At 52.3% G+C, this 25,571-nt stretch carries 21 protein-coding genes; 17 read left to right on the top strand and 4 right to left on the bottom strand.

What is annotated here, in order from left to right; translation table 11 throughout:
• Positions 1-222 precede the first annotated feature (222 nt).
• The gene (gene lspA / locus Pmgp_RS12420) at positions 223-678 is read left to right on the top strand and encodes a signal peptidase II (RefSeq protein WP_134214306.1); all 456 of its coding nucleotides are present in this window, start codon (positions 223-225) and stop codon (positions 676-678) included.
• Complete coding sequence (locus tag Pmgp_RS12415; RefSeq protein ID WP_134214305.1) at positions 678-1,592, top strand: RluA family pseudouridine synthase; 915 nt, start codon at positions 678-680, stop codon at positions 1,590-1,592. The genes lspA and Pmgp_RS12415 overlap by 1 nt, the downstream gene beginning before the upstream one ends.
• Here the strand turns inward: Pmgp_RS12415 and Pmgp_RS12410 are convergent.
• Together Pmgp_RS12410 and comA are read right to left on the bottom strand one after the other, a co-directional pair.
• A complete protein-coding gene (locus Pmgp_RS12410) occupies positions 1,581-2,021 on the bottom strand; it encodes a DUF441 domain-containing protein (RefSeq protein WP_134214304.1) in 441 nt (146 codons plus the stop codon). The genes Pmgp_RS12415 and Pmgp_RS12410 overlap by 12 nt on opposite strands.
• A gap of 88 nt (positions 2,022-2,109) precedes the next feature.
• A complete protein-coding gene (gene comA, locus Pmgp_RS12405; RefSeq protein WP_134214303.1) occupies positions 2,110-2,913 on the bottom strand; it encodes a phosphosulfolactate synthase in 804 nt (267 codons plus the stop codon).
• Between the two features lie 209 nt (positions 2,914-3,122).
• On the opposite strand from comA, the gene Pmgp_RS12400 reads away from it, so the two are divergent.
• The 13 genes from Pmgp_RS12400 to pyrE all read left to right on the top strand — a co-directional run bounded on the left by Pmgp_RS12400 (position 3,123) and on the right by pyrE (position 18,579).
• On the top strand, positions 3,123-3,398 hold the full coding sequence (locus Pmgp_RS12400) for a YqhV family protein (RefSeq protein WP_134214302.1): 276 nt from the start codon (positions 3,123-3,125) through the stop codon (positions 3,396-3,398).
• A 150-nt stretch (positions 3,399-3,548) separates the two neighbouring features.
• Complete coding sequence (locus Pmgp_RS12395) at positions 3,549-5,360, top strand: flagellar assembly protein A (RefSeq protein WP_134214301.1); 1,812 nt, start codon at positions 3,549-3,551, stop codon at positions 5,358-5,360.
• Positions 5,361-5,762: 402 nt separating this feature from the next.
• Positions 5,763-6,299 carry a bifunctional pyr operon transcriptional regulator/uracil phosphoribosyltransferase PyrR gene (gene pyrR, locus Pmgp_RS12390; protein ID WP_134214300.1) on the top strand — a complete coding sequence of 179 codons (537 nt, stop codon included), beginning with the start codon at positions 5,763-5,765 and terminating at the stop codon, positions 6,297-6,299.
• A 232-nt stretch (positions 6,300-6,531) separates the two neighbouring features.
• Positions 6,532-7,455 (top strand): aspartate carbamoyltransferase catalytic subunit, encoded by a 924-nt coding sequence (locus Pmgp_RS12385; protein ID WP_134214299.1) that lies wholly within the window; start codon positions 6,532-6,534, stop codon positions 7,453-7,455.
• Position 7,456: 1 nt separating this feature from the next.
• Complete coding sequence (locus Pmgp_RS12380) at positions 7,457-8,743, top strand: dihydroorotase (protein WP_134214298.1); 1,287 nt, start codon at positions 7,457-7,459, stop codon at positions 8,741-8,743.
• 210 nt (positions 8,744-8,953) lie between these two features.
• Complete coding sequence (carA, locus tag Pmgp_RS12375; RefSeq protein ID WP_134214297.1) at positions 8,954-10,033, top strand: glutamine-hydrolyzing carbamoyl-phosphate synthase small subunit; 1,080 nt, start codon at positions 8,954-8,956, stop codon at positions 10,031-10,033.
• Position 10,034: 1 nt separating this feature from the next.
• Positions 10,035-13,232 (top strand): carbamoyl-phosphate synthase large subunit, encoded by a 3,198-nt coding sequence (gene carB / locus Pmgp_RS12370; RefSeq protein WP_134214296.1) that lies wholly within the window; start codon positions 10,035-10,037, stop codon positions 13,230-13,232.
• Between the two features lie 561 nt (positions 13,233-13,793).
• Positions 13,794-14,621, top strand: a complete 828-nt coding sequence (locus Pmgp_RS12365) for a dihydroorotate dehydrogenase electron transfer subunit (protein ID WP_243119834.1) — start codon at positions 13,794-13,796, stop codon at positions 14,619-14,621.
• Complete coding sequence (locus Pmgp_RS12360; RefSeq protein ID WP_134214295.1) at positions 14,618-15,538, top strand: dihydroorotate dehydrogenase; 921 nt, start codon at positions 14,618-14,620, stop codon at positions 15,536-15,538. Before Pmgp_RS12365 ends, Pmgp_RS12360 begins: the two co-directional genes overlap by 4 nt.
• Before the next feature lie 197 nt (positions 15,539-15,735).
• The gene (pyrF, locus tag Pmgp_RS12355; RefSeq protein ID WP_134214294.1) at positions 15,736-16,458 is read left to right on the top strand and encodes an orotidine-5'-phosphate decarboxylase; all 723 of its coding nucleotides are present in this window, start codon (positions 15,736-15,738) and stop codon (positions 16,456-16,458) included.
• 28 nt (positions 16,459-16,486) lie between these two features.
• Positions 16,487-16,744: a DUF2164 domain-containing protein gene (locus Pmgp_RS12350; protein WP_134214293.1), complete on the top strand. Its 258-nt coding sequence runs from the start codon at positions 16,487-16,489 to the stop codon at positions 16,742-16,744.
• A gap of 25 nt (positions 16,745-16,769) precedes the next feature.
• Positions 16,770-17,972 (top strand): metallophosphoesterase, encoded by a 1,203-nt coding sequence (locus Pmgp_RS12345; protein WP_134214292.1) that lies wholly within the window; start codon positions 16,770-16,772, stop codon positions 17,970-17,972.
• Between the two features lie 31 nt (positions 17,973-18,003).
• Positions 18,004-18,579 (top strand): orotate phosphoribosyltransferase, encoded by a 576-nt coding sequence (gene pyrE / locus Pmgp_RS12340; protein WP_427910034.1) that lies wholly within the window; start codon positions 18,004-18,006, stop codon positions 18,577-18,579.
• Between the two features lies 1 nt (position 18,580).
• On the opposite strand, the gene Pmgp_RS12335 is transcribed toward pyrE, so the two are convergent.
• Complete coding sequence (locus tag Pmgp_RS12335) at positions 18,581-19,360, bottom strand: CBS domain-containing protein (protein ID WP_134214291.1); 780 nt, start codon at positions 19,358-19,360, stop codon at positions 18,581-18,583.
• Positions 19,361-19,505: 145 nt separating this feature from the next.
• Positions 19,506-21,290: an Rqc2 family fibronectin-binding protein gene (locus tag Pmgp_RS12330; RefSeq protein WP_134214290.1), complete on the bottom strand. Its 1,785-nt coding sequence runs from the start codon at positions 21,288-21,290 to the stop codon at positions 19,506-19,508.
• Positions 21,291-21,543: 253 nt separating this feature from the next.
• Between Pmgp_RS12330 and Pmgp_RS12325 the strand changes: the two genes are divergently transcribed.
• Together Pmgp_RS12325 and dapF are read left to right on the top strand one after the other, a co-directional pair.
• Complete coding sequence (locus tag Pmgp_RS12325; protein WP_134214289.1) at positions 21,544-24,288, top strand: calcium-transporting P-type ATPase, PMR1-type; 2,745 nt, start codon at positions 21,544-21,546, stop codon at positions 24,286-24,288.
• 48 nt (positions 24,289-24,336) lie between these two features.
• Positions 24,337-25,173, top strand: coding sequence for a diaminopimelate epimerase (dapF, locus tag Pmgp_RS12320; protein WP_134214288.1), 837 nt, complete (start codon positions 24,337-24,339; stop codon positions 25,171-25,173).
• Positions 25,174-25,571 lie beyond the last annotated feature (398 nt).

Genomic DNA, 25,571 nt, shown 5'->3' with positions numbered 1-25,571 from the left:
AAGGAAAAATGATTATACCGTTAGCTCAGTGAAAAGAAAAACAATTTGACAAAAGTCTTACAAGGCAACCTTAAGGGTGTTACTGAGTAAAAAGAAATAATCATATGAGGAAATACTGTCTGGAGGGAATTCATACAGGTGGTTTTGGCAAAACTTTCATGTGAGGGAGTTTATTAAGATCCGGGGAAGGCAAAGTATGGTAAAATTATTAATGGTGATGTTATGTTTTTTGCTGTGATTTTGGCCACATTTTTAATGGACCAGGCCTCTAAGGCCGCGGTGCAGTCCTTGATGTTCCTGGGAGAGTCGATTCCGGTGGCCCCGTTCTTTCATCTTACTTACATTATGAATCCCGGGGCGGCCTTTGGCCTGCTGGCTTATAAGACGCCCCTGTTTATAGCCGTAAGTGTTTTGCTGGGAGTCGGGGCGCTGGTGGTTTACCGGAAAATACCCGCCGAGAAGGTTCTGCTGAGAAACGGCTTGGGCCTTGTTTTAGGAGGTGCGCTCGGCAACCTGGCGGACCGCCTGCGCTACGGCAAAGTTGTGGATTTTCTGGATTTCCGGGTTTGGCCGGTTTTTAACCTGGCTGACGCGGCGATTTTCATAGGGGTTTGTTTATTGATCTGGGAACTGCTGAAGGATAGCGGCTGGAAGAGCGAAAAGGACAGTGTGGACTAATGGGGCAGGCAAATTATTACGAGGTGGGAGAAACAGACAACGGCAAGAGGATCGATGTGTTTCTTGCCGGTGAAATAGAGGAGTTAACCCGGACGTATATACAAAAGCTGATCGCCGAAGGGCTGGCATCGGTTAACGGTGAGGCAGTCCGGGCCAGCTGCAAGGTTAAACAGGGAGACCTGGTGAGACTGGAGGTCCCCGAGCCGGCAGGGCTGGAATTAAAACCGGAAGCAATTCCCCTTGATATTTATTATGAGGACAGCGATGTTGTTGTTGTAAACAAGCCAAGGGGGATGGTGGTCCACCCGGCCGCCGGCAATTATTCCGGAACGCTGGTAAACGCGCTTCTTTTTCACTGCCGGGACCTTTCGGGGATTAACGGTGTAACAAGACCCGGTATAGTACACAGGCTGGATAAGGACACTTCGGGGCTGATCATGGTGGCCAAGAATGATTTCGCCCACTTAAACCTGGCCCAACAGCTGAAGGACAGGCTGATCACACGCCGTTACCTGGCGCTTGTACACGGCCAAGTCAGGGAAGAAACCGGAGTTATTGACGCTCCCATAGGGCGCGACCCCGGCAACAGACAGAAGATGGCCGTGGTCCATAAGAATTCCAAAAACGCTGTTACCAGGTATAGAGTCATCCAGAGATACCAAAAATACACCTGTCTGGAACTTAAACTCGAAACCGGCCGTACCCACCAGATCAGGGTGCACCTTTCTTTTATCGGGCACCCGGTGGTCGGTGACCCCAAATATGGCCCCGCCAGACCGCATTTTGGCCTGACAGGGCAGTTTCTGCATGCCTTTGCGCTGGGTTTTAAACACCCCAGGACCGGCGTTTACCTTGAATTCGAGGCCCCCCTGCCGGCTGAGCTTGCAGCAATCAAAAAAGAACTAGCGCCTTAAACGTTTAACCAGGGGCATCAGCAGGGCTGCTATGCCTGCCGCCATCAACGGGCCGACAGGCACACCATGCAGAAAGACAATGCCCAGGATCGAACCGAGAACCATGCCAAATACGATCTCCGGGTCTACTTTAAGTAAGGTCAGGCCGCGGGCGTTTAAATGGGTGGCTACTGCTCCCCCGGCTACGGCCAGGATGCCGGGCAGTGAGACAGTGTTCAGGAATATGTCTTTCACCGACACCATCCCGTTAGCCAGCGGGACCAGTATGGAAAGCATCAGGAATAACAGCCCCAACTCCAGGCCTCGTTTTTCCAGCAGGGGGAAAAGCACCTGCAGGTTGGTGAATTTTATGACCAGCAGTATGCAGGTGGCTGTAACAATCAGGTTTGATTGAGCAACTATCCCCACCAGCAGCAGGGCCACCAGCAAATTTACCCCGGCATGAGTCCTTCTCCCGTCATTTAAGCAATAAGTGGTTAAATATATGTTTAACTAATAGTCGTTATTACCAATCATTTTACTCGAACTGCAGGCGCAGGGTGTCCCCCCGCAGGCCAACCCTCAGCGCTTCCAGCGCCAGAGCCTCATTGGCTGGAATGTTGCCAAGGTTAACATTCGGGCCAAACATGGTTATCAGTCCCTGCTGTTGATGTTTTAAGGGAGCTTCCCAAATCAGCAGGTTAGTGTCGCCAGCCGCTTCCAGGATCTGTTCCATTTCACCTGCTACGAACCGCCCTTTCCCGTCATAGAACCCGGCATCTTTGCCCGACTCCCTGCCTTCAATAATTACTCTGAAAGCGCCGCAGCCCAGATCCTGCCTGATCTGTTTTACATAATGCTCTATTTGGACCTTGTCCCGCAGGTTTTTTTTGCCCACTTCAGTCAAAACCAGAAGTCCCGCGTCCAGGGCCATGGCAATAGCTCGCTCTCTCACCTCCTGGCTGATATTCACTGTGCCGTCTGATATCTCAACAGCCGGGTATCCCAGTTTGCAGGCCATACTGATGTATTCTTCCAATTTGTTTTGGGAAATGGCAATTTCCATAAAGGTGCCGCCCGGGTAAATCATTACCCCGTATTCTTTGGCCAGGTTGATTTTTTGTGAAAGGATTTCCTGGTCATACAGTGATGATGTACCGAAGCCAAGCTTTAAAAAATCAACATAATTTGCGGCGACCTCAAACAGATCTTTTGTTTCATTTATTCCCAGGCCTTTATCAATAACCATAGTCAGGCCCTCGGTCCTTGGTTTGTTGGTCCTGCCATCAATAGGGAATGAAATTATTTGCATCCAAGAGTTATTAACTGCCTGTTCCTTCATAAGCCTCTCCTTTTCCGGCGCCTGGCCAGGGCTGTAGGCCATACGGCGCTACTGGATTTTTTTTAGCGTATTCAGCCAAAATCAAATTGGTTACCAGGTCCAACCTTCTGTGAGGCAGGTGCTTTGGCCAGGGAAAATCTGTTAATCATTTATTTAGTGGGCACGGCATAAGAAGGTTTTAAAACAAGACAGGCACAGGAGGCGTTATTGTGTTACAGGTAGTTGATAAAATAGTCTTAGGTATGGCCGGGGTCAGGTTTCTGTCCGCCACTATTGAATTTTCGGCCGCATTGCTAATGGTCTGGTTCGGCAGGGTCGAAACAGCCTTTAAGATCAACGCTTTGCTGGCAATAGTTGGGCCAACAGTACTGCTTACAGTCACGAGTCTGGGCCTTATCGGACTGGCCGGCAAAAGCTCTCCGCTGGGCATGCTGATTATCGTCTGCGGGGTTGTTTTAATATTTGTAGGAATTAATAAACTTTAAGTGAAAAAACATACAAGTTTTGCACAGAGCAGCAGGAGCTTTTCTTTTTTGTGGAGAATAACAATCTTAATTCGGAGTATTTGAGGTTTTTCGCTGTTTTTTGGGAAAATTTGCTTCCTTTTACCTCATCATGTGTTTTCAAATAGGAGGATGGAGCTTAACATGATAGACGATAGTATGGAAACTAAAAGTATGGAAAATGGTTTTGCAGGGGTATGGGTCAAAGGTGGCAAGGTATATGTAAAAAACCCTGTTTCAGACGGTGTGAGTGTCCTGACGATCACACCCTGTACCGGTGTGGACCTTTATATAAATGGAAACCAGATAACCGGCAGGACTATAGTTAAAGAAAAAGATGAAATTGTTTTAAAACCTTCAGTAATAGAAGAACCCGGATCTTTCCAGCTTGTTGTCGCTCCTGACGGTTTGTCAGTCACGCTGCAGGTAAAAACCGGAACAACTACCCGTTACATTGTTGAAGACGCGGGGCCTGAAACCGACCTGGTGCTCAGAAGTGTCAGCAGGGTTGAGGATACCTGTCCTTTTACACTGGTGCAAATACTGCAGGAACTGTCAAGGAAAAACGTCACTTTCGGCATCAAGCACAGTGAAATCCAGGCTATCTATGCTAAGCCGGCAAGCGGCAGCTACCTGATTGCGGAAGGTGAAGCGCCGGGAGAAACGACCAATGACCGCATTGACTTAAAATTCCCTACCGGGCCTGAGGGGCAGAAGGCAGATAATATAGGTGACAAGGTGGATTTCAGGGATATCGGTGAGATTACCTCTGTTGACGCCGGTAATTTGTTGGCGGAAAGACATCCCGGTGTACAGGGCAAATCAGGCAGGAAAGTAAACGGGGCCTTAATTATACCGCCAAAACCGGTAGTACATGAGTTGGGTGCAGGCAAGGGAGTGGAAGTCTCTCCTGACGGCAACAAGGCTGTGGCCCTTATCAGCGGGCGGCCTATAGTTAAAAAGCTGGGGAACCGCTGCATGATAGACGTGGACCCTGTCCTGCATAAAAAAGGAGATATAGATATCTCCACAGGCAACATACGTTTTAAAGGCGATGTGGTAGTACACGGCAACGTCTGTGAGGGCATGACCCTGCAAGCAGCCGGTAAAATCCATATTATGGGCATGATTTTCAGCGCCCAGATAGCCGCCCAGGGGGATATCACCGCGGTTCAGAATATAACCGGCGGCAACCTTGTCGCCGGGGGAAACAACAGCTTTTTTAAGGCTTTTAACAAGCTGCTTGAATCACTATATAATGATTTTTTTGAGCTGACCCAGGTTGTATCGGGTATGGCTGAACAGGCATCCAAAAAGAATATTAAAACCGGCCAGCTGGTCCAGTTGCTGATAGATAAAAAATACGGCAGGATTCCCGGTTTTATTAATGAAATCATAAAACTCACCGGGAATAACACTTTTATCCTGTCCAGGGAAATGGTTGACCTGGTGGGATTGTTAGAAAAAAAACTTAGCGGCTTAAATGTTCTCAAAATAGAGAGTTATGATGAGTTGGAAAAGGTCCTGCTTGAGATTAAGGAAGGACGCAGAATCATTGAAAACATGGCCAAGAACAAGGCCAATATCACTTTCAGCTACGCGGTCAACAGCAGAATAGAGTCCTCAGGCGATGTTAAAGTGGAGGGCGGCGGCTGCATCAACACCACCATCAACGCCGGGGGTAATGTAAGCATTAAGGGAGTGTTCCGCGGGGGTGAGATTAACGCCACCGGCGATATTATCCTCAATGAGGCTGGTTCGGAAATGGGAGCCAGGACCTTGATTAAAACTGAAAGCGGCCGGAAAGTATACATCAGGAAAGCTTTTGAAGGTGTGCGGGTCCAGGTGGGTGACCGCCTGGCCAGTGTTACTTCCACTCAGACCAATATCAAAGCTGAACTTGATGAGGCGGGAGTACTGATGATCTACCACGCCGGCAAGTAACAGGCCGAGATTTTTGGCCTGTTTTTTTCACCAAGCTTTATTGACACATGTGGTTATTTCCAGTAAACTAGATTAAACAAATTACCTTGAAATCGGTTCCGTGAGACCGGTAAGGATCCATAGGTGCGGTTATTTTAGGGGACAACTATGCCTGCTTACTGGTGTTATGTAAGCAGGCATTTTTAGTAGTCAGACGTCGGTCGCCGGAATAGAAGGAATTTGATAGCAATCAAATTCCAAACAAGTTGAAAACGACTACTGACTACCAACAAGCGACGACTAAATCGCCCTGCATCTAAAGCTCCGTGGAATACCTAGTTTAATTTAAGACATTTGACAGAGTCAAATGTCTTCTATCCTGACTTCTGACGTCCGACGACCGACGACTGAACTGGAGGGTTTATGGTGAAGGAAAAAGCGCAGATCCTGGACAAAGAGGGTATCCGGCGCTCCCTAACCCGGATTGCCCACGAAATAATTGAGCGCAACAAGGGCACAGACAATCTGATCTTAGTGGGGATTCGCCGCAGGGGGGTTCCTCTGGCTGAGAGGCTGGCGGAGCGGATCAAGGATATTGAAGGAGGCAGAGTACCGGTAGGCATTTTAGATATAACCCTTTACCGGGATGACCTGACCACACTGGCCTACCAGCCGCTGGTGCGTTCCACGGAAATTCCCTTCCCTGTTTCAGGCAAGACCGTGGTTCTGGTCGATGATGTGATTTTTACAGGCAGGACTATCAGGGCAGCCCTGGACGCGCTGATTGACCTGGGCCGGCCCAGGGTGATCCAACTGGCGGTTTTGGTCGATAGGGGGCACCGGGAGCTTCCGATCAGGGCTGATTATGTCGGTAAGAATGTGCCTACTTCCCGCAAAGAAGAGGTTTCAGTGCGTTTAAAGGAAATAGACGGCGAGGAGAGAGTGCTAATCCTGGCCTAATTAAAATAGACGTCAGTATGCAGACGTCGGACGTCGGGATAGAAGGAATTCGCAGCAGCGAATTCCAACAAAAAACTGACGACCGCTGCCTGACGACTAACGACTGATTTCGGATCTACCTTTAAATAGCGGTCCAGCGAGGCCGAAAAGGGGAACCGGCAGCTCCCCTTGAAGGCCTTCAGCCCGGTACAAGCCGGTTTGAGGCCTTATTTTATACCTGGAGGGAAAACAAATGGGTCTTAAGTCTAAAGATCTGGTCGGCCTCCACCATGTTACCGCTCAAGAGATTGAGCTGATCCTGGATACAGCGGCGCCGATGAAAGAGATTATTAAAAGAAACATTAAAAAAGTGCCTACCCTGCGGGGAAGAACAGTTGTGACAGTCTTTTACGAGGCCAGCACCCGCACCAGGACCTCATTTGAGCTGGCGGCAAAATATCTGAGCGCGGACACGGTCGGGATTGCAGTCGCAACAAGCAGCGTCAACAAAGGTGAGAGCCTGAAGGACACAGCCCTTAATATCGCCGCCATGGGCGCCGATGTGGTTGTGCTCAGGCACCCCATGGCGGGGGCGGCGGAACTTTTGGCGCGCACTCTGGACGTTTCAGTGATTAACGCCGGGGACGGCGCGCACGAGCACCCTTCCCAGGCACTACTGGACCTTTTTACAGTTAGAGAAAAGAAAGGCAGGCTGGCCGGGCTGAAAGTGGCGATCATAGGCGACATCCTGCACAGCCGGGTAGCCCGCTCGGATATCTGGGGCTACACTAAAATGGGCGCTGAAGTTTACCTGGCCGGACCTGCGACATTAATACCGCCCGGCATCGAAAAGATGGGGGCCAGGGTTTGCGGCAGCCTGGAAGAGGCCCTGGAAGGCGCGGACGTGATCAATATTTTGAGAATCCAGCTTGAGAGGCAGCAGCAGGGCCTGTTCCCAAGCCTGCGGGAATACAGCAGGATCTTTGGCCTGAACAGCGACAGGCTTAAGCTGGCTGCGCCCGACGCCCTGGTTATGCACCCCGGCCCTATGAACAGGGGTGTGGAAATCTCTCCTGATGTAGCCTACGGGCAGCAGTCGGTGATTAACGAGCAGGTGACCAACGGGGTGGCGGTGCGTATGGCGCTGTTGTACCTCTTAATTGGAGGGGGGGCGTAAAATGAATCTTTTAATTAAGGGAGGTATTGTGGTCGACCCTGTGTCCGGTACAGTGTCTGAAAAAGACATCCTGGTGGCTGACGGGAAGATAGCCGGCAGCGGTGTAGGCTTGCACCATCCGGACGCGCAGGTTTTGGACGTTCCCGGCAAGCTGGTCACACCCGGGCTGGTAGATATGCATGTGCATCTCAGGGAGCCTGGCTTGGAAGCCAAAGAGACTATTTATACCGGCACCCGCGCCGCGGCCAGGGGAGGTTTTACCGCGGTCGCCTGCATGCCCAACACCAGGCCGGTCGCTGACAGCGCCGCGGTTATTATCTCCATAGTCAACAGGGCCGCGGCGGATGGAGCGGTCCGCGTCTACCCTGTCGGCGCCATTACCAACGGCAGCCTGGGGCAGGAAATGGCGGAGATGGGCGACATGAAGCAGTCAGGCGCGGTGGCGTTCTCCGATGACGGCATGCCTGTAATGGACTCGGGCCTGATGCGCCGGTCTATGCAATACGCCAAGATGCTTAACGCAGTAATCATATCGCACTGTGAGGATAAAAAACTCGCGGGCGGCGGGTTGATGCACGAGGGGGATGTTTCCACTATGCTTGGCCTGAAAGGAATACCGGCGGCGGCTGAAGAGGTGATGGTCGCCCGGGATATCCTGCTGGCTGAAGATACCGGCTGCCGGCTGCACATAGCCCACGTCAGCACGGCCGGCTCTGTCCGCCTGGTCCGGGAGGCCAAAAGCAGGGGAGTGCGGGTAACCGCTGAAGCGGCGCCGCACCATTTTACCCTGACCGACCAGGCGGTTATTGGCTATGACACTTCCACCAAGGTCAACCCGCCCCTGCGCACAGCTGAAGATGTGGCTGAGATTAGAAGAGGACTGGCCGACGGGACTATTGATGTAATTGCCACCGACCACGCGCCGCACACGGCGGAAGAAAAAGATGTGGAGTACGAACTGGCGCCTTTTGGCATGGTGGGGCTGGAAACCGCGGTGGGGCTGGTTTGGACCGAACTGGTCGCGGCTGGTGTGCTCACCCTGGCGCAGGCCATAGCCAAGATGACCATAAACCCGGCCAAAATCCTGGGACTGCCCCTGGGCTCGCTGGGAGCCGGGGCGGCTGCGGACATCACCATCATTGACCCTGCGGCCGCCTGGACAGTGGACCCGGCGCAATTCGCCAGCAAAGGGCGGAACACTCCCTTCACCGGGCGTGTTTTACATGGGCTGCCTTATGCGACCATAGTGAGCGGCCGGCTGGTGATGCGCGAGGGTATTGTATTATGATTCGTGCCTGATATCGTTTAAAAAACCGCTTTACCAATGATGCTAAAGCAACACCGCTTTATCAATGACGCTAAAGCAACTAAATCCGGCAGCAAATTATCGGCACCTTACCTGCGCCCTTCAACAGTAAGGATAATGTGTAGCATGCTATGGACTGTCGATAAAAAGGTTCTTTCACTTATTTTCCAAATTAAAGCGGAGGTGTTTCTTATGCTGGCAACTCTGGCCCTGGAAGACGGAACCGTGTTTACCGGCCATGCTTTCGGCGCTGCAGGGGAGCAATGGGGAGAAGTGGTTTTCAATACCGGTATGACCGGCTACCAGGAGGTGCTCACGGACCCGTCCTACTGCGGTCAGATCGTAGTGATGACCTACCCTCTGATCGGCAACTACGGGATTATGAAAGAAGACTTCGAGTCCAAGAAGTCGTATGTACGCGGCTTTGTGGTGCGGGAGGAATGCAGGCAGCCCAGCAACTGGCGCCTGTCCGAAACCATAGACAGCTTTTTGAAAAAGGAGAATGTAATCGGCCTGGCCGGTATCGACACCCGCGCTCTGACCAGGCGGCTGCGTAGCTACGGCACGATGCGCGGCGTGCTGTGCACCGGTGAGACCGACTCACAAGCGCTGGTAGAGCGGGCTAAAAACTGCCCTCAACTGACCGGGCAGGAGCTTGTGCCTATAGTTGCGACAACCGAGATTTACACATTACCCGGCGATGGCTTCAGAGTGGTCCTGATGGACTTCGGGGCTAAGCTGAATATCATTCGCTGCCTGCGGGAACGGAACTGCGAAGTGGTGGTGGTGCCGCCCACAACCACCGCCGGAGAAATACTGTCGCTCAACCCGGCGGGGATAGTGCTGTCCAACGGGCCGGGGGACCCCACTGACGTTCCTTACGCGATTAAAACAGTGCAGGAATTGATTGATAAAAAGCCTCTGCTCGGCATCTGCCTGGGGCACCAGATCCTGGGCCTGGCCATGGGTGCGCGGACATACAAGATGAAATTCGGGCACCGCGGGGCCAACCACCCGGTCAAAGACCTGGCCACCGGGCGTGTGTATATTTCCTCTCATAACCATGGTTTCTCAGTTGACGAAGAATCAATGCGGGGGCTGGACATCTATGTCTCCCACCGCAATCTCAACGACGGCACAGTAGAAGGGCTGAGGCACAAATTCCTGCCGGTCTTTTCTGTCCAGTATCACCCTGAGGCCTCGCCGGGGCCGAAGGACTCGGAATACATCTTTGACGAGTTTCTGACAAAGATGGCCGGGGAGGGCAGGTAGCATGCCGCTGCGAAAAGACATCAAAAAGGTTATGGTAATTGGCTCCGGGCCGATCATTATCGGGCAGGCGGCTGAGTTTGACTACGCCGGGACACAGGCCTGCCGCTCGCTGCGCGAAGAAGGGCTGGAAGTGATCCTGATCAATTCCAACCCGGCTACAATCATGACCGACACCAATATGGCGGACCGCGTCTATATAGAACCTCTTACAGTGGAATTTGTCTCCAGAGTGATCAGGCAGGAAAGGCCTGACGGACTGCTGCCTACCCTGGGCGGGCAGGTCGGCTTGAATTTAGCCCTGCAGCTGGCGGAATCCGGAGTGCTGGCGGAAGAAGGCGTAGTCCTGCTGGGCACCTCGCTGGAGGCGATCAAAAGGGCGGAGGACCGGGAAGCTTTCAAGGAGATGATGCAGTCGATCAACGAGCCCATCCCTGAGAGCGTTATAGTTTCCAACCTGGCAGACGCAGAGGATTTTGCCGCTAAAATCGGCCTGCCTCTGATTGTTCGCCCCGCTTACACGCTCGGCGGCACCGGCGGGGGTATCGCCTACACCATGGAGGAGTTTCGAGCCACAGTAATTAGAGGCCTGAAACACAGCATCATCAACCAGGCGCTCATTGAGCAGTGCGTGGTGGGCTGGAAGGAAATCGAATATGAGGTGATGCGCGACGGGGCGGATAACTGCATCACTGTCTGTAATATGGAAAATATCGACCCTATGGGCATCCATACCGGAGACAGCATTGTGGTAGCGCCCTCGCAGACCCTGTCCGACAAGGAGTACCAGCTGCTCAGGGCAGCCTCACTTAAGATTATCCGGGCCCTGGGGATTGAAGGCGGCTGCAACGTCCAGTTTGCCCTGGACCCGCACAGCTTCAGGTATTATGTTATCGAAGTCAACCCTAGGGTTTCCAGGTCTTCATCCCTGGCTTCCAAGGCTACAGGCTACCCTATCGCCAAGGTGGCGGCGAAAATAGCCATGGGGCTGAGACTGGACGAGATTAAGAACGCTGTTACCGGCAAGACCTATGCCTGCTTCGAGCCTGCCCTGGACTATGTGGTGCTCAAGTACCCGCGCTGGCCGTTTGATAAATTTGCCCAGGGAGACCGTGTCCTGGGCACCCAGATGAAGGCGACCGGTGAGGTCATGGCCATCAACCGTACTTTCGAAGGTGCCCTGCTCAAGGCTGTCCGCTCCCTGGAAATCGGCCTTGACCACCTGTTCCTGCCCGGAACTGAGGATTTGAGCCTCCATGATCTGGAAGAGAGGCTGCGCCGGGCGGATGACGAAAGGCTTTTCCTGGTGGCCGAGGCGCTGCGCCGGGGGATACCCTGCGCGCGGGTACACGAGATTACTAAAATTGACCGGTTTTTCCTTGACAAGATGCAGGGCATTTTAGAGTTAGAGGAAGAGATCCGCGCCGTCACGGCAAAAGAGGGACTGGCGGCGGAACTTTTGGATAAAGCCAAAAAAATGGGTTTCTCCGACAGCTACCTGGCCAAATTGACCGGTACGTCCGCGGCGGAGATCCGTTCCCAAAGATTAGCAAACGGGATCATACCCACCTTTAAGATGGTTGATACCTGCGCGGCCGAATTTGAAGCGGTTACGCCATACTATTATTCATCATACGACGAGGAAGATGAGGCCGAACCGACCGCCAGGCGCAAGGTGATGGTTTTGGGCTCCGGTCCCATCCGCATCGGCCAGGGCATCGAGTTCGACTACTGCTCTGTTCATTCGGTCTGGGCGCTGCGGGAGGAAGGGTTCGAGGCGATTATCGTCAATAATAACCCGGAGACGGTCAGCACCGACTTTGATACTGCCGACAGGCTGTATTTCGAGCCGCTTGTCACAGAAAACGTTTTAAATATTCTGGATAGGGAAAAGCCGGAAGGGGTTATTGTCCAGTTCGGCGGCCAGACAGCTATAAACCTGGCCAAACCGCTGGAAAAAGCGGGGGTTAAAATCCTGGGCACATCTGTGGAAGATATCGACAGGGCGGAGGACCGGGAAAGGTTTGACCGCCTGCTGATCGAACTGGGCATCCCCAAGCCGCCCGGCAGGACTGCTTTTTCAGTGGATGAAGCGCTGAAAATCGCTGCTGAAATTGAGTTTCCGGTGGTGGTTCGCCCATCCTATGTCCTGGGCGGGCGGGCTATGGAGATAGTTTATAACAACAACGAACTGCTGAATTATATGGCCACAGCGGTAAAAGTAACCCCGGAGTACCCGGTGCTGGTGGATAAATACCTCTTCGGCAAGGAACTGGAGGTTGACGCCATTTCCGACGGTGTGGACATCCTAATCCCGGGTATAATGGAGCATATAGAAAGAGCGGGGGTGCATTCCGGCGACAGCACCGCCGTCTACCCGCCCCAATCTTTAAGCCGGGAAATCAAAGAGATTGTGGTTGACTATACTCTTAAACTGGCCAGGGCGCTTAAAGTCAAGGGACTGATCAACATCCAGTACGTCTTGCATGATGACAAGATCTATGTCCTTGAGGTTAACCCCAGGTCCAGCCGGACCGTGCCTTATTTAAGCAAAATTACAGGCATCCCCATGGTCAACCTGGCGACCAGGCTAATCATGGGCAAAACACTAAAAGAACTGGGTTACAGCAGCGGGCTTTACCCTGAGAGCAATTTTATCGGGGTCAAAGCGCCTGTCTTCTCTTTCGCCAAACTGCTTCAGGTTGATATCTCCCTGGGGCCGGAAATGAAGTCGACCGGCGAGGTTATGGGAGTAGACAAAGATTTTAAAGTGGCTCTTTACAAAGCCATGGTGGCGGCCGGCTACATGTTTACGAAAACAGGGACGGTGCTGGCCACTATCGCCGACCGGGACAAAAAAGAAGCCATTCCTATTATCAAGGGTCTGGCTGAGTTGGGATATAAAATACTTGCTACTTCTGGCACAGCCTCGGCCCTGCGGGAAGCAGGCCTGGAAGTAGGGGTAGTGAAAAAGGTCCATGAAGGGTCACCGCATATAGTGGACCTGATCCGGGCCAATAAGATTAACCTGGTGATAAACACACTAACCAGGGGCAAGGCCCCGGAACGGGACGGCTTTCAGATACGCAGGGCCGCAGTGGAGTATGGTGTGCCGTGCCTGACCTCCCTTGACACTATCAGGGCGATCATGAATGTGCTGGCTGAAAACAGGCTCGTCCCGCTGCAGGAGTATCTTGGGTAATGGGAAGTGAGAAGTGAGAAGTGGGAAAAACAGTTGTAAGCCGTAAGCCGTAAAAAGACATGTTGGGAATGCAGTATATACCGACATCTAACGATCGACGACCAACTACTGAATTTGAGGTGCGACTTCAGCCGCACTATTTGTTCGATAAATCCGAACCTGCAATCTTGGGTTACGGGAGAAGAGACAAGAGGGTTCTCTTGTCTGATTTTTACAATTTTATTTGCACAATAGCAAACTGTCGTTTAGACTGGTATTTAGGAGTAAAACGAAAGTTTTTGTTGCATCAGGACCTACAGTTTGAGATGTGGGAATGAAACGTGAGAAACCTATGCCGTAAGGCGTACGGCGTATGACGTGGTATGCATGACATTATAAGCCATAAGGCGTAGGGCGTAAGTGTGAAAGTAATTCTTTTGGGTTAAAAACCTGTTAGGAATGCAGGATATACCTACCCTAGGGCTTACAGCCTACGACCTACAGCCTACGACTAAATTGGAATGCAGGATATACCCACGTCCAACGGCCCACGACCCACTACCGAAACGGGAGGTTTTTAGTTTGTCACTGGTTGTGAACGCAGAAGTTGTTGAACAGAACGAAGTTATGCAGGGGCATTTCCGGCTGGCTTTAAACGCTCCTGAAGTTGCTGCCGCCGCGCGGCCGGGGCAGTTTTTACACGTTAGCTGCGGCAACACTTATGACCCTCTTTTGCGCAGGCCGATCAGCATTCACACGGTGGACCGGCAAAAAGGAGAGGTAAAGCTGTTGTACCGGGTTGCAGGCAGGGGCACAGCCCTGCTGTCAAGACTAAAAGGCGGGGATTTGGTCGATGTGCTTGGCCCGCTGGGGAACGGCTTTACCTTGCCCGCGGGCAGTGAGAATGTTTTCGCAGTGGCCGGAGGCATCGGTGTGGCTCCTCTTTATTTCTTCCTGCAGGAATTGAGCGGGCTTAAACACAAAGCCACCGTCCTGTTGGGCGCCGCTGCGAAGGAACAGCTTATCTGCGTTGATGAAATCAAAGCCCTGGGGCATACTGTCCTTCTGGCTACCGATAACGGTTCCACAGGCCACCGCGGGACTGTGGTGGAGTTATTTGATTTATACGCTCGCCTGCCTGTGCACAGCTGCGGGGATTATAACCCTGACGAAGAAATGTCCGGCTATGTATACGGCTGCGGCCCTGCCGCCATGCTGAAGGAGCTTTGCGCAGCTGTCAGGGAAAACGGTTTTAGCGGGGAGGTATCACTGGAGGAGAGGATGGGCTGCGGTATAGGCGCCTGCCTTTCCTGCGCCTGCAAGGTAAAAGACGGGAAGGGCGGTTTCCGGCACCAGAGGGTGTGTCTGGACGGTCCGGTATTTCCGGTTGAAGAGGTGGTGTGGGCATGAGCGGCCTGTCTGTAAAAGTCGGCGGCATTACCATGAAGAACCCCGTCACCACAGCCTCCGGGACTTTTGGCTTTGGGCCGGAATACGCTCCTTATATCGATTTGAACCGTCTCGGCGCCATCATCGTTAAAGGTATAACTTTAGAGCCACGCCCGGGCAACCCCACTCCCAGGCTGGTGGAGACGCCGGCGGGTATTCTTAACTCTATCGGCCTGCAGAATCCCGGTGTGGAAAAATTTATTGAAGAGTCGCTGCCCTACCTGTCCGGCTTTGACCTGCCTGTAATAGTCAACATAGCGGGAGAAACAGTCGAGGATTACGCCGGGCTCGCGGCTATGCTGGAAAGAGCGGCGGGAGTGGCCGGCCTAGAAGTTAACATATCCTGTCCCAATGTGAAAAAAGGCGGGATGCAGTTCGGCAGCGACCCGGTCATGGCGGCGGAAGTGACCAGGGCGGTAAAGGCCAACACGGCAAAGACGGTGATTGTTAAACTCTCACCCAATGTCACCAGCATTGTGGACGTGGCCGAAAAAGTCGCCGAGGCCGGCGCTGATGCCCTGTCCATGATCAACACCCTGCTGGGCATGGCCATAGATGTGAAAACAAGACGGCCCATCCTGGGCAATGTTATGGGCGGGCTTTCCGGGCCGGCTGTCCGGCCCGTGGCGGTGCGGGCGGTCTGGCAGGTATACCGGGAAGTAAAGCTGCCCATTATCGGCATGGGCGGGATCATGACGCCGGACGATGCCCTTGAATTCATCCTGGCCGGAGCGACAGCTGTCGCGGTAGGCACGGCCAATTTTGTCAACCCCCGGGCCACCGTGGACATCATAGACGGCATTGAGAACTACCTGGCGGCGAGCGGGGTTCAAAGCATCCACGAACTGGTGGGAGCAGCACATAACAATTCTATATAGACTTGCTTTAAGGAGTGTTGTACATGAAGGAAGGGGCCTTGCTCAGGGATTTCAACGCGGCGCTTGTTGTAAAATCTTTATGTATATTTTATAAAATCCTGTAAATCCTGTCAATTTGTTTCATTGAAAAAAGTCTTATAAGTGTAAAAGGAGTAATTATATTATCAAATATTAGTTTGTGGGAGAATAGTGATTAAATGGACACGTTCAAGAACCCGTTGCTTATCGCCCTGGATGTCAATACTACAGAAGAAGCGGAAGCGCTCGTTGAAAGGCTGGCGCCTTACGCGGGCGGCTTTAAGGTAGGCATGCAGCTATACAACAGCGCCGGCCCGGAGGTGCTGCACCGGCTAAAGGCCAGGCAAGCGCCTGTTTTTGTTGATTTAAAATTCCATGACATCCCTAACACCGTGGCCGGCGCTGCCCGGGTCCTTACCAGGTACGGCGCCGCTATTTTAAACGTGCATGCCGCGGGCGGCGGGGAAATGATGCGCGCCGCCGTGGAAGCCACGCGCGATGAGGCCGCCAGGGCCAGCATCAAACCTCCTTTGGTGGTGGCTGTGACCGTCCTTACCAGCATCGGCCAGGAGGTGTTCAATAACCAGATCGGCCTGCCGGGTTCAATTGAGGAGCGGGTAGTCGCCTGGGCTTTACTGGCAAAAGAAGCAGGGTTGGACGGAGTGGTGGCATCGCCGCGGGAGGTGGCAGCTCTCAGGAAAAACTGCGGCAAGGATTTTGTCATCATCACGCCTGGTATACGCCCTGCAGGAGCGGCGGCGGGCGATCAAAAACGGACCATGACCCCCGGAGAGGCCGTCAGGCTAGGCGCTACTTTCCTGGTAGTGGGCAGGCCCGTTACCGCGGCCTCTGATCCGGTCGCGGCAGCCATGGGTATACTGGCAGAGATTGAAGCAACTTAAATTGAAAAACCTTGAAGGGGATTAAACCTTGTTTATCAAATTACCAAAAGAACAAAAGCTTGAAATTGCCGGCAGGATAAAAAATTATCTTACTGAGGAGTTTTCCGTGGAGGCAGGTCATTTAGCCTCCGAAATCTTCCTGGATTATCTGCTTAAAGAAATATCTCCTTATATTTATAACCAGGCCGTTAAAGATGCCCGTCATTTTGTAGAGCAGAGGCTGGCTTTGCTCGAAGAAGATCTGGACGCGCTTGAGATACCCCTGCACCCGGCAAAAAGAAAATAAACTGGCGGTATTGAGGTAACGACAGGTGAAAATACAGTTCTTTGCTTTTTTCGGCGTATTTTTTTTAATTTACGGACTGATAAATCTTTATATAGGCTGGCGGGGTTGGCAGGCTTTCGGCAGGCTGCCGGCGCCCGGTTTCGGCGTGATTTACTGGCTGCTTTTCAGCCTGCTGGCTTTGTCCTTCATTGCCGGCAGGTTTGGGGAGAAATACCTGCCGGCCGCAGCCGGTGATTTTTTGACAGTCGTTGGCTCATACTGGCTGGCGGCGATGGACTTTTTCTTTCTGTTTATTTTGGCTGTCGATATAATAAGGCTGTTGGCCCGCTGGTCAGGCTTTGCCCTGCCTGCTGTTAAAAGCCTGCCTGCCTGGACAGGCCTGTTTGTAGTTATATCTGTAGCCGCGCTGGTTATTTACGGGGCATGGAACTCAAGAAACCCGCGGCTTGTCCATTATGACCTGAATATCCCCAAGGCCGCGGGCGATACAAGTGAACTGCGAGTTGTGATGGTGTCTGATATTCACCTGGGCAGGATTGTCCATAACGGCAGACTGCTCAGACTGGTGCAGAACGTCAACAGCCTTAACCCCGACCTGATCCTGCTGCCGGGCGACATTATCGACGAAAATATCGGGCCTTTTATAGAACAAAAAATGTCGGACAGCCTGCTTGGCTTAAAATCGAAGCACGGCGCCTTCGCGGTTTTCGGCAACCATGAATATATCGGCGGTCACCAGGAAGAAGCTTTCCGCTGTCTGCAGGAAGCCGGCATCACGGTGCTGCGCGACAGTTATCAAAAAATTGAGGACAGTTTTTACCTGGTCGGCCGGGACGAGCGGTCGCACGACCGTTTCACAGGGACTGCCAGGCGGCAGCTATCGGACGTTATGGAAGGAGTAGACCGTTCACTGCCGGTTTTGCTGCTGAACCACCAGCCTGTAGGGGCACAGGAGCAGGGCGTCGACCTGCAGCTTTCGGGTCATACCCATAAAGGGCAATTATTCCCCTTTAACTTATTAACCAAAAGAATCTTTGAGACTGACTGGGGGTACTTGCGCAAGGAGAATTTCCAGCTCATTGTATCCAGTGGTTTCGGCACCTGGGGACCGCCCATCAGAGTCTGCAATGTGCCGGAAATAGTGGAGATTGTTATTCACTTTAACCAGCCGCTGGCGCAGGAAGATATTATTCCAGCTTCCGGTATGAAAATAATGGGAAGGTTATAACATTAGAAATAGATAGAAAAGGAGAACCCTTATGCTGAGTAAAGAAGAAATCACATCTATCTTCCTGGAAACCGGGGCTATGCTCACCGGACATTTTAAGCTGACTTCAGGCAGGCATAGCGACCGGTATTTCCAGTGCGCCCTGGTTTTACAGCACCCTGTCCACACGGAAAAACTCTGCCGGGAACTGGCCGCCAGGTTTGCCGGTGAAAATATTACCGCTGTTGCGGGTCCGGCTACCGGGGGGATCATTGTCGCTTATGAGACCGCCAGGGCGTTGGGAGTGCGCGGCATCTTCACCGAGCGGGAAAACGGCGTTATGTCGCTGAGGAGAGGCTTTAGAATTAATCCCGGTGAAAGAGTTCTGGTGGTGGAGGATGTTATCACCACCGGCGGTTCGGTCAGTGAGGTTATCGATTTAGTCCGCAGCCTGGGCGGTGAAGTGGTAGGCGCGGGGGTGCTTGTGGACAGAAGCGGCGGGATCGTCGATCTGGGAGTGAACAAGGAAGCGCTGTTGACAGTTAAAGCAGTTTCCTATGACCCCGGGGACTGCCCGCTATGCAGGAAGGGCCTTCCGGCGGTTAAGCCGGGCAGCAGGAACATATGAATCAATTCCCGTTGTCGTTTTCATAAATTTCACCAATTAAATCCAGAGCGTCCACAGTGCCTGAAAAAGAGTTGTCATTCCCGACTACAATAAGTTTGGTGAACTGTTTTTCAATCATTTTATGCATTACCGTATGCAAATTCTCGTTTGAGTTCACCACTACCGGGTTTTGTGGATTGAGGTCCTTTACCTTGCATTCTTCCAAACGCTTTTGCAGGTTTTTTACTATTTGACGGTATTGGTTGTCTGCCATGGCTGTGGAGTCAGGCGTTCCGTCTCTGGAAGCGGTGTTTTTCTCCTGCAGGAATTTCAGTTCTTCCTGCAGTTTTTTTAAGAAATCAGTGCTGGTTATAACTCCCTTCACTTCATTCTTTTCCTTGTCAATAACGGGCAGGATCGAGATCCTGGCCGAAATGATGTCGTTCAGCGCCCACATAAAGGGAGTATCGTCGTAAACCATGGCAGTGCTGCGGGTTTTGGTCTTGATAGTGGCGCTGCTCATTTTTTTGTCCTTTAATTCCTGTTTTAATACTGTTTTAAAGGGCAATTCCTTGGCCATAATCGCCCCGCGGGCATATCCCGCTGTTGCCGCGATTAGTACCAGAAGGTAGAGCGCCACAAACGGCACACTGGCCATCAGAGGGAGGATATCACCATTAACCTCCGTCTGGAAGTTGATTAACTGGTTCACCTGCAGCAGCCACAAACACCCTACTAATAAAAAATAAGCTAATAAAAGAATGAAGAAGGCGTAAATCGCTTGTTTGGAGTATTCTTTCACCGGTTACCACTCCTAACTTGGGGTATATTCCACCGGAATTTAAGATTTACTGCCTGATTGGTTGATTTTGTTTTTATTCTAACTTTATTTTGTGCCGCTTTCAACATTTTTTTGTGAAATTCTGCACATGGTGGTAAAAGTTGTTTTATTGATCAGCTTGGGGGCTGCTGAGCCTTTCAACCAATTCTTCATTAGGCGCCGCCATAATTGTTTTCTGCCGGACGTAGATAACCATGCCCGGCCTCGACCCGTTTGGTTTGTGGACATGTTTTTTCATGGTGTAGTCCACCGGGACGTTCCTGGACTTTCTGGCCTTGCTGAAAAATGCCGCCAGCCCGGCTGCTTCAGCCAGGGTGGACGGAGGCGGCTCTTTCCCTTCCGCCCGGATAATCACGTGGGCGCCGGGGATGTCTTTGGCGTGCAGCCAGATATCATCATCCCGTGCTATTTTCATGGTAAGATAGTCATTCTGCTTGTTGTTCTTGCCCACCAGCAGCACAAAACCGTCGGAAGACTGGAAGGAGAAAGGTTTTGGCACATGTTTTTCCTTTTTTGATTTATGGGTTACCGGTCCCGGCGACTGTGGTTTTAGATATTTCTGATCCAAGAGCTCCTGTTTTATTTCTGCCAGCTCAGACAGGCCGGCGGCCTGATCCAAAGAGGTCCTGATGCTGTCAAGATAGGCCAGTTCGTCCAGAGCCTGTGCGTGCAGGGAGCTTAAGGCCGTTCTGGTGTTTTTGGCTTTTTGGTATTTTTTAAAAAATGACTGCGCATTCTCTACCGGCGTGCGCAGCGGGTCGAGAGGAATAGTGACGGGAGGGCTTTCTTCTTCGTGGTAATTTTCCAGGGTAACCTCTGTAAGCCCCTGCTTCAGACGATAGAGATTGGCTGTCAGCAGCTCACCGTAAAGCCCCAGTCTTTCCAGACCGGCAGTCTCATCGATGCCGGCAGCGTACAGATCGAGCTTTTTCTCAACCCTGGCTGTCTCTTTATTGATCAGGGCCGCCAGCGAACTCCTCTGGCGTTCTAACCGCTCCTTGCTTTCCAGGGCGGCAAAGTATAAATCCAGCAGGAAATTCATCTCCCCGTGCTTCCTTTTTTGACCTGTGTGGCTTAGGTCAAGGGCGGCGAAATCCAGAGGTTCCCCCTTTCTGCCCGCTGTCAGGCAGGGTTCAAAGTGGCCCGTGCCCGCCTGGTCTATTATTTTGGTGAACTCCTGCCAAATTAAGCGGAGCTCGTAATCGCCGCAGTGGTCCAGCAGGGTCTCCAGCGGGAGGCCGGTTCTATATACGATTTCCCTGCAGGTAACTGTACTTAAACCTTCAAAACGCTTTTGCAGCAGGTTTGGCAGCGGTGTGTCCAGTGGTGAGTCCAGGCAGGCCTGGCGAAAACCCTCTTCATTGAGCGTGAGTGGGTCCAGTTTTTCTTGGGACGGCGGGAACAGGTACGACCGGCCCGGCAATACCTCCCGGAACCTGCTTACAGCGTGAGAATACCTTTTGATTCCGTCAATGATTATGTTTGTTGAAGGGTCTAAGAGGATGATATTGCTATGTTTGCCCATGATCTCGCAAACCAGGTGTTTCTCGGCCGGGCGCCCAAATTCGTCGCGCGCGTCTATTTTTATCACCAGTACTCTTTCCAGTCCTGGCTGGCTAAAACCGGTAAGGCGCCCACCTTCAAGGTGTTTGCGCAGGACCATGCAGAAAAGAGGCGGCGCGGCTGGATTTTCCCTGGAGGTGGCGGTAAGGTGGGCCCGGGCGTTGCGGGCGTCTGCCGACAGGAATAGTTTTTGCCGGGCGCCGGGCTTATGGACCAGTATCAACAGTTCCATCTTGCCGGGCTGGTAGATCCTTTCAATCCGCCCTCCCAAAAGTTTTTCTTCCAGTTCCCCGCAAACCGCTTTAAGCACTAGGCCGTCAAAAGGCATGGTTTCCCTCCGCAGATAAAAGAGAATTAGCTGCTCCTCAAATAATTTGGGGACATAGCTCGTCCTTAGAGAATAGGCTCCAAATAGAGATGTGTCCCCATTCCTTGAACAGCTGTTCACATTATATAATAAATCATGATTCTATCAAATAGAGAAAAGAAACACAGCATGTCCTCCACTGGGGGTAATTTTTTTTGCCGGCCGGGCATATGAATGGAATAATTAGGAAAACTTGAACAAGAGGTGACCTGTTATGCCCGCTCGCTGGTACTCCCTAACCGAGCAGGAGGTTGTAGAAAGGTTAAAAACAGATCTTAAAAAAGGGCTGACCGACAGGGAGGTTAAGGAAAGGGCAGCCAGGTTCGGCCCCAACGAGCTGCTCAAGGCGCCCAAAACTCCTCCGTGGGTACTCTTCCTGAACCAGTTTAAGGATTTTATGGTGCTGGTGCTCCTGGCGGCGACGGCTGTCTCAGGCTTTTTGGGGGAATATGCCGACGCGGTTACGATCATGATCATTGTGGCTGTAAACGCTGTATTGGGTTTTGTCCAGGAATACAGGGCGGAGCGTTCTCTGGAAGCCCTGAAAAAATTGACCTCGCCCGAAGCCAGAGTGTTTAGGGACGGGCAGGAGCGCAGGGTAAGGACTGTGGAACTGGTTCCCGGGGATATTGTTGTCCTGGAGGAGGGAGACAGAGTCCCGGCTGACCTGCGCCTGCTTAAGACATCCAGCCTGGAGATAGAAGAGTCCGCGCTGACCGGGGAGTCACTGCCGGTGCCGAAGGTGGAAACAACACTGAGCGGACAAGACCTGGCCCTTGGCGATACTTTCAATATGGCCTACCTCGGCACAGTGGTTACCAGAGGCCGGGGCAGCGGTATTGTTGTGCACACAGGCATGGCCACGGAAATGGGGCAAATTGCGGGGATGATCCAGGAAGTCGGCCAGGAAACAACACCGCTGCAGCGCCGTTTGTCCCAGTTAGGCAGGTGGCTGGTGTCCTTCTGCCTTTTAATCTGCGCCGTTGTAGTTGTAGTGGGAATACTGCGCGGGGAAGAGGCCTATCAAATGTTCCTGGCCGGAGTGAGCCTGGCGGTTGCCGCTATACCGGAGGGCCTGCCTGCTATTGTCACGGTGGCTTTGGCCATAGGCGTGCAGCGGATGATTAAGCGCAACGCTATTATCCGCAAGCTGCCCGCTGTGGAAACGCTTGGCTGCGCCACAGTAATTTGTTCAGATAAGACCGGCACCCTTACCCAGAATGAAATGACTGTGCGCGAGGTGGTAATTCGAGGTGATACTGTCGAAGTAAGCGGGGAAGGTTATGATCCCAAGGGAGAGTTTACCGGCACGGTGGACAGGCACAGGGAGCACTTTAACTTGTTAATGAAGGCGGCCGCGCTTTGCAATAATTCAATTATCGAACGCGGCGGGATCAGCATAGGGGGGCTTTTCCGGGGGCTAATCAAGGGGCGCCCGGCCAGAGAGTGGACAGTGCTGGGTGACCCTACCGAGGGAGCGCTTCTGGTTATGGCCTCAAAAGCCGGCTTCTGGCGGGAAAAGATTGAGTTGAAGGAGCCCAGGGAGAGTGAACTTCCTTTTGACTCAGAGCGGAAACGCATGACCGTGGTCTGCCGTCAGCCGGGCGGCTCTTTGCGGGCTTATGTTAAAGGGGCGCCTGATGTAATCCTGGACCTTTGCACCCATGTCTATAAAAACGGGTTGGCTGTGCCCCTTTCCAGCCGGGAGAAGGAAGAGATCCTGACTGCTAACGCCGGTCTGGCTGAGAAGGCGCTGCGGGTGCTGGCGTTTGCCTACCGGGAACTGCCGGCTGAAACCGGGAAGTTTACAGAAGAGCTGGTTGAAAATCGCCTGATTTACCTGGGTATGGCAGGGATGATTGACCCGCCCCGCCCGGCGGCTGTGAAAGCTGTGCAAACCTGCCGCAGGGCCGGGATAAAGGTGGTTATGATTACCGGCGACCACCAGCTTACGGCGCGGGCTATTGCCGGGGAAATGGGGATCCTTGCTAAAAAGGACCTGGTTTTAACCGGCCGCGACCTGGATGCCATGCCGGATCAGGCTTTTATAGAACAAGTCGGCAGGGCTTCGGTTTTTGCCAGAGTTTCACCGAGGCATAAGCTTAAAATTGTCAGAGCCTTAAAGCAATCCGGGCACGTGGTAGCCATGACCGGTGACGGAGTGAACGACGCCCCGGCTGTCAACGAAGCTGATATCGGCGTCGCTATGGGCATCACCGGGACAGATGTTACCAAGGAAGCCTCGGCCATGGTCCTCACCGACGACAACTTCAGCAGCATTGTGGCTGCGATCGAGGAAGGCAGGGGGATTTACGATAATATCCGGAAATTCATTCGCTACCTGCTTTCCTGTAACACCGGGGAAGTGTTGACTATGCTGATTGCGATGCTGGCCGGGCTGCCGCTGCCGCTGGTACCGATACAGATCCTGTGGATGAACCTGGTTACCGACGGGCTTCCCGCTATGGCGCTGGGAGTGGACCCTATTGACCATGATATTATGCGCCGGCCGCCGCGTCACCCAAGGGAGAGTGTGTTTTCACACGGCATGGCCTGGAGAATTGTCTCCAACGGTACGGTAATCGGTCTGGGCACTCTTGTTGCGTTCTGGATTGGAGCAAGGATGGGAGGCACGGACTTGGCCAGGACCATGGCCTTTAATACCATCGTTTTCTTTCAGATGTTTTATGTGTTTACCTGCCGGTCCGAATTTCATACCATACTCGAGTTGGGTTTCTTCACTAACCCTTACCTGGTCGGGGCCGTGCTGATATCGACTGCCCTGCAGCTAGCGGTTGACTATGTGCCCTTTCTCCAGTCAATTTTCCATGTAGTGCCCTTGCATGGGCTGCACTGGGCTGTGATTTTAGCCTTATCAGCGGCGCCCACTGTTTCAGGTATATTATTTCAGCATTTAACCGGAGAGGCCAGAAAAAAAGTTATGTACCTGAAAGTGTGATTAGGATAGAATAATAAATATATCCAGTCAGGTAAGGAGGTTGACCCTTTGCTTTTTACCAAAATGCACGGCCTCGGCAATGACTTTGTCCTGGTTAATTGTTTTGAAGAGAAGCTGGACCTGGAGCAGGCGCCAGCGCTTGCCGCGAGAGTATGCGACCGTTACCTCGGCGTCGGGGCGGACGGCCTGATCCTGCTGTTGCCTGCGGACAACGGCGATGTGAACATGCGCATAATAAATTCTGACGGCAGCGAGGCGGAGATGTGCGGCAACGGCATCCGCTGTGCGGCTAAATACCTTTACGAGCGGGGCCTGGTAAAGAAAGATAAAATACAGGTGCAAACCCTGGCCGGCATGATCATTCCCGAGCTGACAATAGAAAGCGGTAAGGTTAAGTTGGTGCGGGTCGACATGGGAGAGCCCCGCCTGGAGCGGCCTGAGATACCTATGGAGGGTCCGCCCGGTAAGGTAATCAACGAGCCGCTGCTGGTAGACGGCAAAACTTACCATGTGACCGCGGTTTCCATGGGCAACCCTCACTGTGTAATTTTTGTTCCAGATGCTGAAATGGTTGCCCTGCGGGAAGTTGGCCCCTGTATTGAAAAGCACAGGGCCTTTCCCAACAAGACCAATGTTGAATTCATTCAGGTTTTAAGCAGGCAGGAAGTGATCATGAAGGTCTGGGAAAGAGGCGCCGGTGAGACCATGGCCTGCGGCACGGGAGCCTGCGCCTCCGCTGTGGCCAGTGCCTTGAACGGTCACACCGGCCGGCGGGTAACGGTGCATTTAAAGGGTGGAGACCTGTTAATTGAGTGGGCGGAAAATAACCATGTCTACATGACAGGCCCCGCCGAGGAAGTATTCACCGGGGAGTATCCTGTCTAGAGCCAGGCTATTATTTATGGTTTAAAAAAAATTGGAGAAACAAAAACCGGGTGGTGCTATATGCTTTCCGCCCATTTTTTGGTTTTAAGCAGGTTTCTTTTTGGACTTCCGGGAGGATTTCTTCCCCTTAATAGGAGGAAAATTGTTATAAAAGAAGAATATTCCTGGGCATAGGCCGCCGTATCCTGTGGGGAGGAGTTAAATTGCCGAGGATTTATGGAAATAAGGTTTTGTTACGTGAATATTGTAAAGAGGACCTTCCGTATGAAGACCGTTGTTTTGCAACTAAATAACTAGAAAACATTTCTTTAAGCCCGATATTACGGGCTATTTTAATGTCAATATTTTTGGATTTTAGTGTTGTATATTGTTGTGTATTGTAGTATAATACCTATATA

The organism is Pelotomaculum propionicicum (genome assembly GCF_004369225.1).
GTDB classification, from domain to species: domain Bacteria; phylum Bacillota; class Desulfotomaculia; order Desulfotomaculales; family Pelotomaculaceae; genus Pelotomaculum_B; species Pelotomaculum_B propionicicum.
This window is presented reverse-complemented; position numbering and strand designations above follow the sequence as displayed.

Bases quoted from the DNA above. Each gene is read 5' to 3' on its own strand.
- Pmgp_RS12325 (WP_134214289.1), top strand. From the start codon at position 21,544: ATGCCCGCTCGCTGGTACTCCCTAACCGAGCAGGAGGTTGTAGAAAGG.
- Pmgp_RS12415 (WP_134214305.1), top strand. From the start codon at position 678: ATGGGGCAGGCAAATTATTACGAGGTGGGAGAAACAGACAACGGCAAG.
- Pmgp_RS12380 (WP_134214298.1), top strand. From the start codon at position 7,457: ATGAATCTTTTAATTAAGGGAGGTATTGTGGTCGACCCTGTGTCCGGT.
- pyrE (WP_427910034.1), top strand. From the start codon at position 18,004: ATGCTGAGTAAAGAAGAAATCACATCTATCTTCCTGGAAACCGGGGCT.
- carB (WP_134214296.1), top strand. From the start codon at position 10,035: ATGCCGCTGCGAAAAGACATCAAAAAGGTTATGGTAATTGGCTCCGGG.
- Pmgp_RS12360 (WP_134214295.1), top strand. From the start codon at position 14,618: ATGAGCGGCCTGTCTGTAAAAGTCGGCGGCATTACCATGAAGAACCCC.
- Pmgp_RS12385 (WP_134214299.1), top strand. From the start codon at position 6,532: ATGGGTCTTAAGTCTAAAGATCTGGTCGGCCTCCACCATGTTACCGCT.
- Pmgp_RS12330 (WP_134214290.1), bottom strand. From the start codon at position 21,290: ATGCCTTTTGACGGCCTAGTGCTTAAAGCGGTTTGCGGGGAACTGGAA.
- pyrR (WP_134214300.1), top strand. From the start codon at position 5,763: ATGGTGAAGGAAAAAGCGCAGATCCTGGACAAAGAGGGTATCCGGCGC.
- Pmgp_RS12395 (WP_134214301.1), top strand. From the start codon at position 3,549: ATGGAGCTTAACATGATAGACGATAGTATGGAAACTAAAAGTATGGAA.
- lspA (WP_134214306.1), top strand. From the start codon at position 223: ATGTTTTTTGCTGTGATTTTGGCCACATTTTTAATGGACCAGGCCTCT.
- comA (WP_134214303.1), bottom strand. From the start codon at position 2,913: ATGAAGGAACAGGCAGTTAATAACTCTTGGATGCAAATAATTTCATTC.
- carA (WP_134214297.1), top strand. From the start codon at position 8,954: ATGCTGGCAACTCTGGCCCTGGAAGACGGAACCGTGTTTACCGGCCAT.
- pyrF (WP_134214294.1), top strand. From the start codon at position 15,736: ATGGACACGTTCAAGAACCCGTTGCTTATCGCCCTGGATGTCAATACT.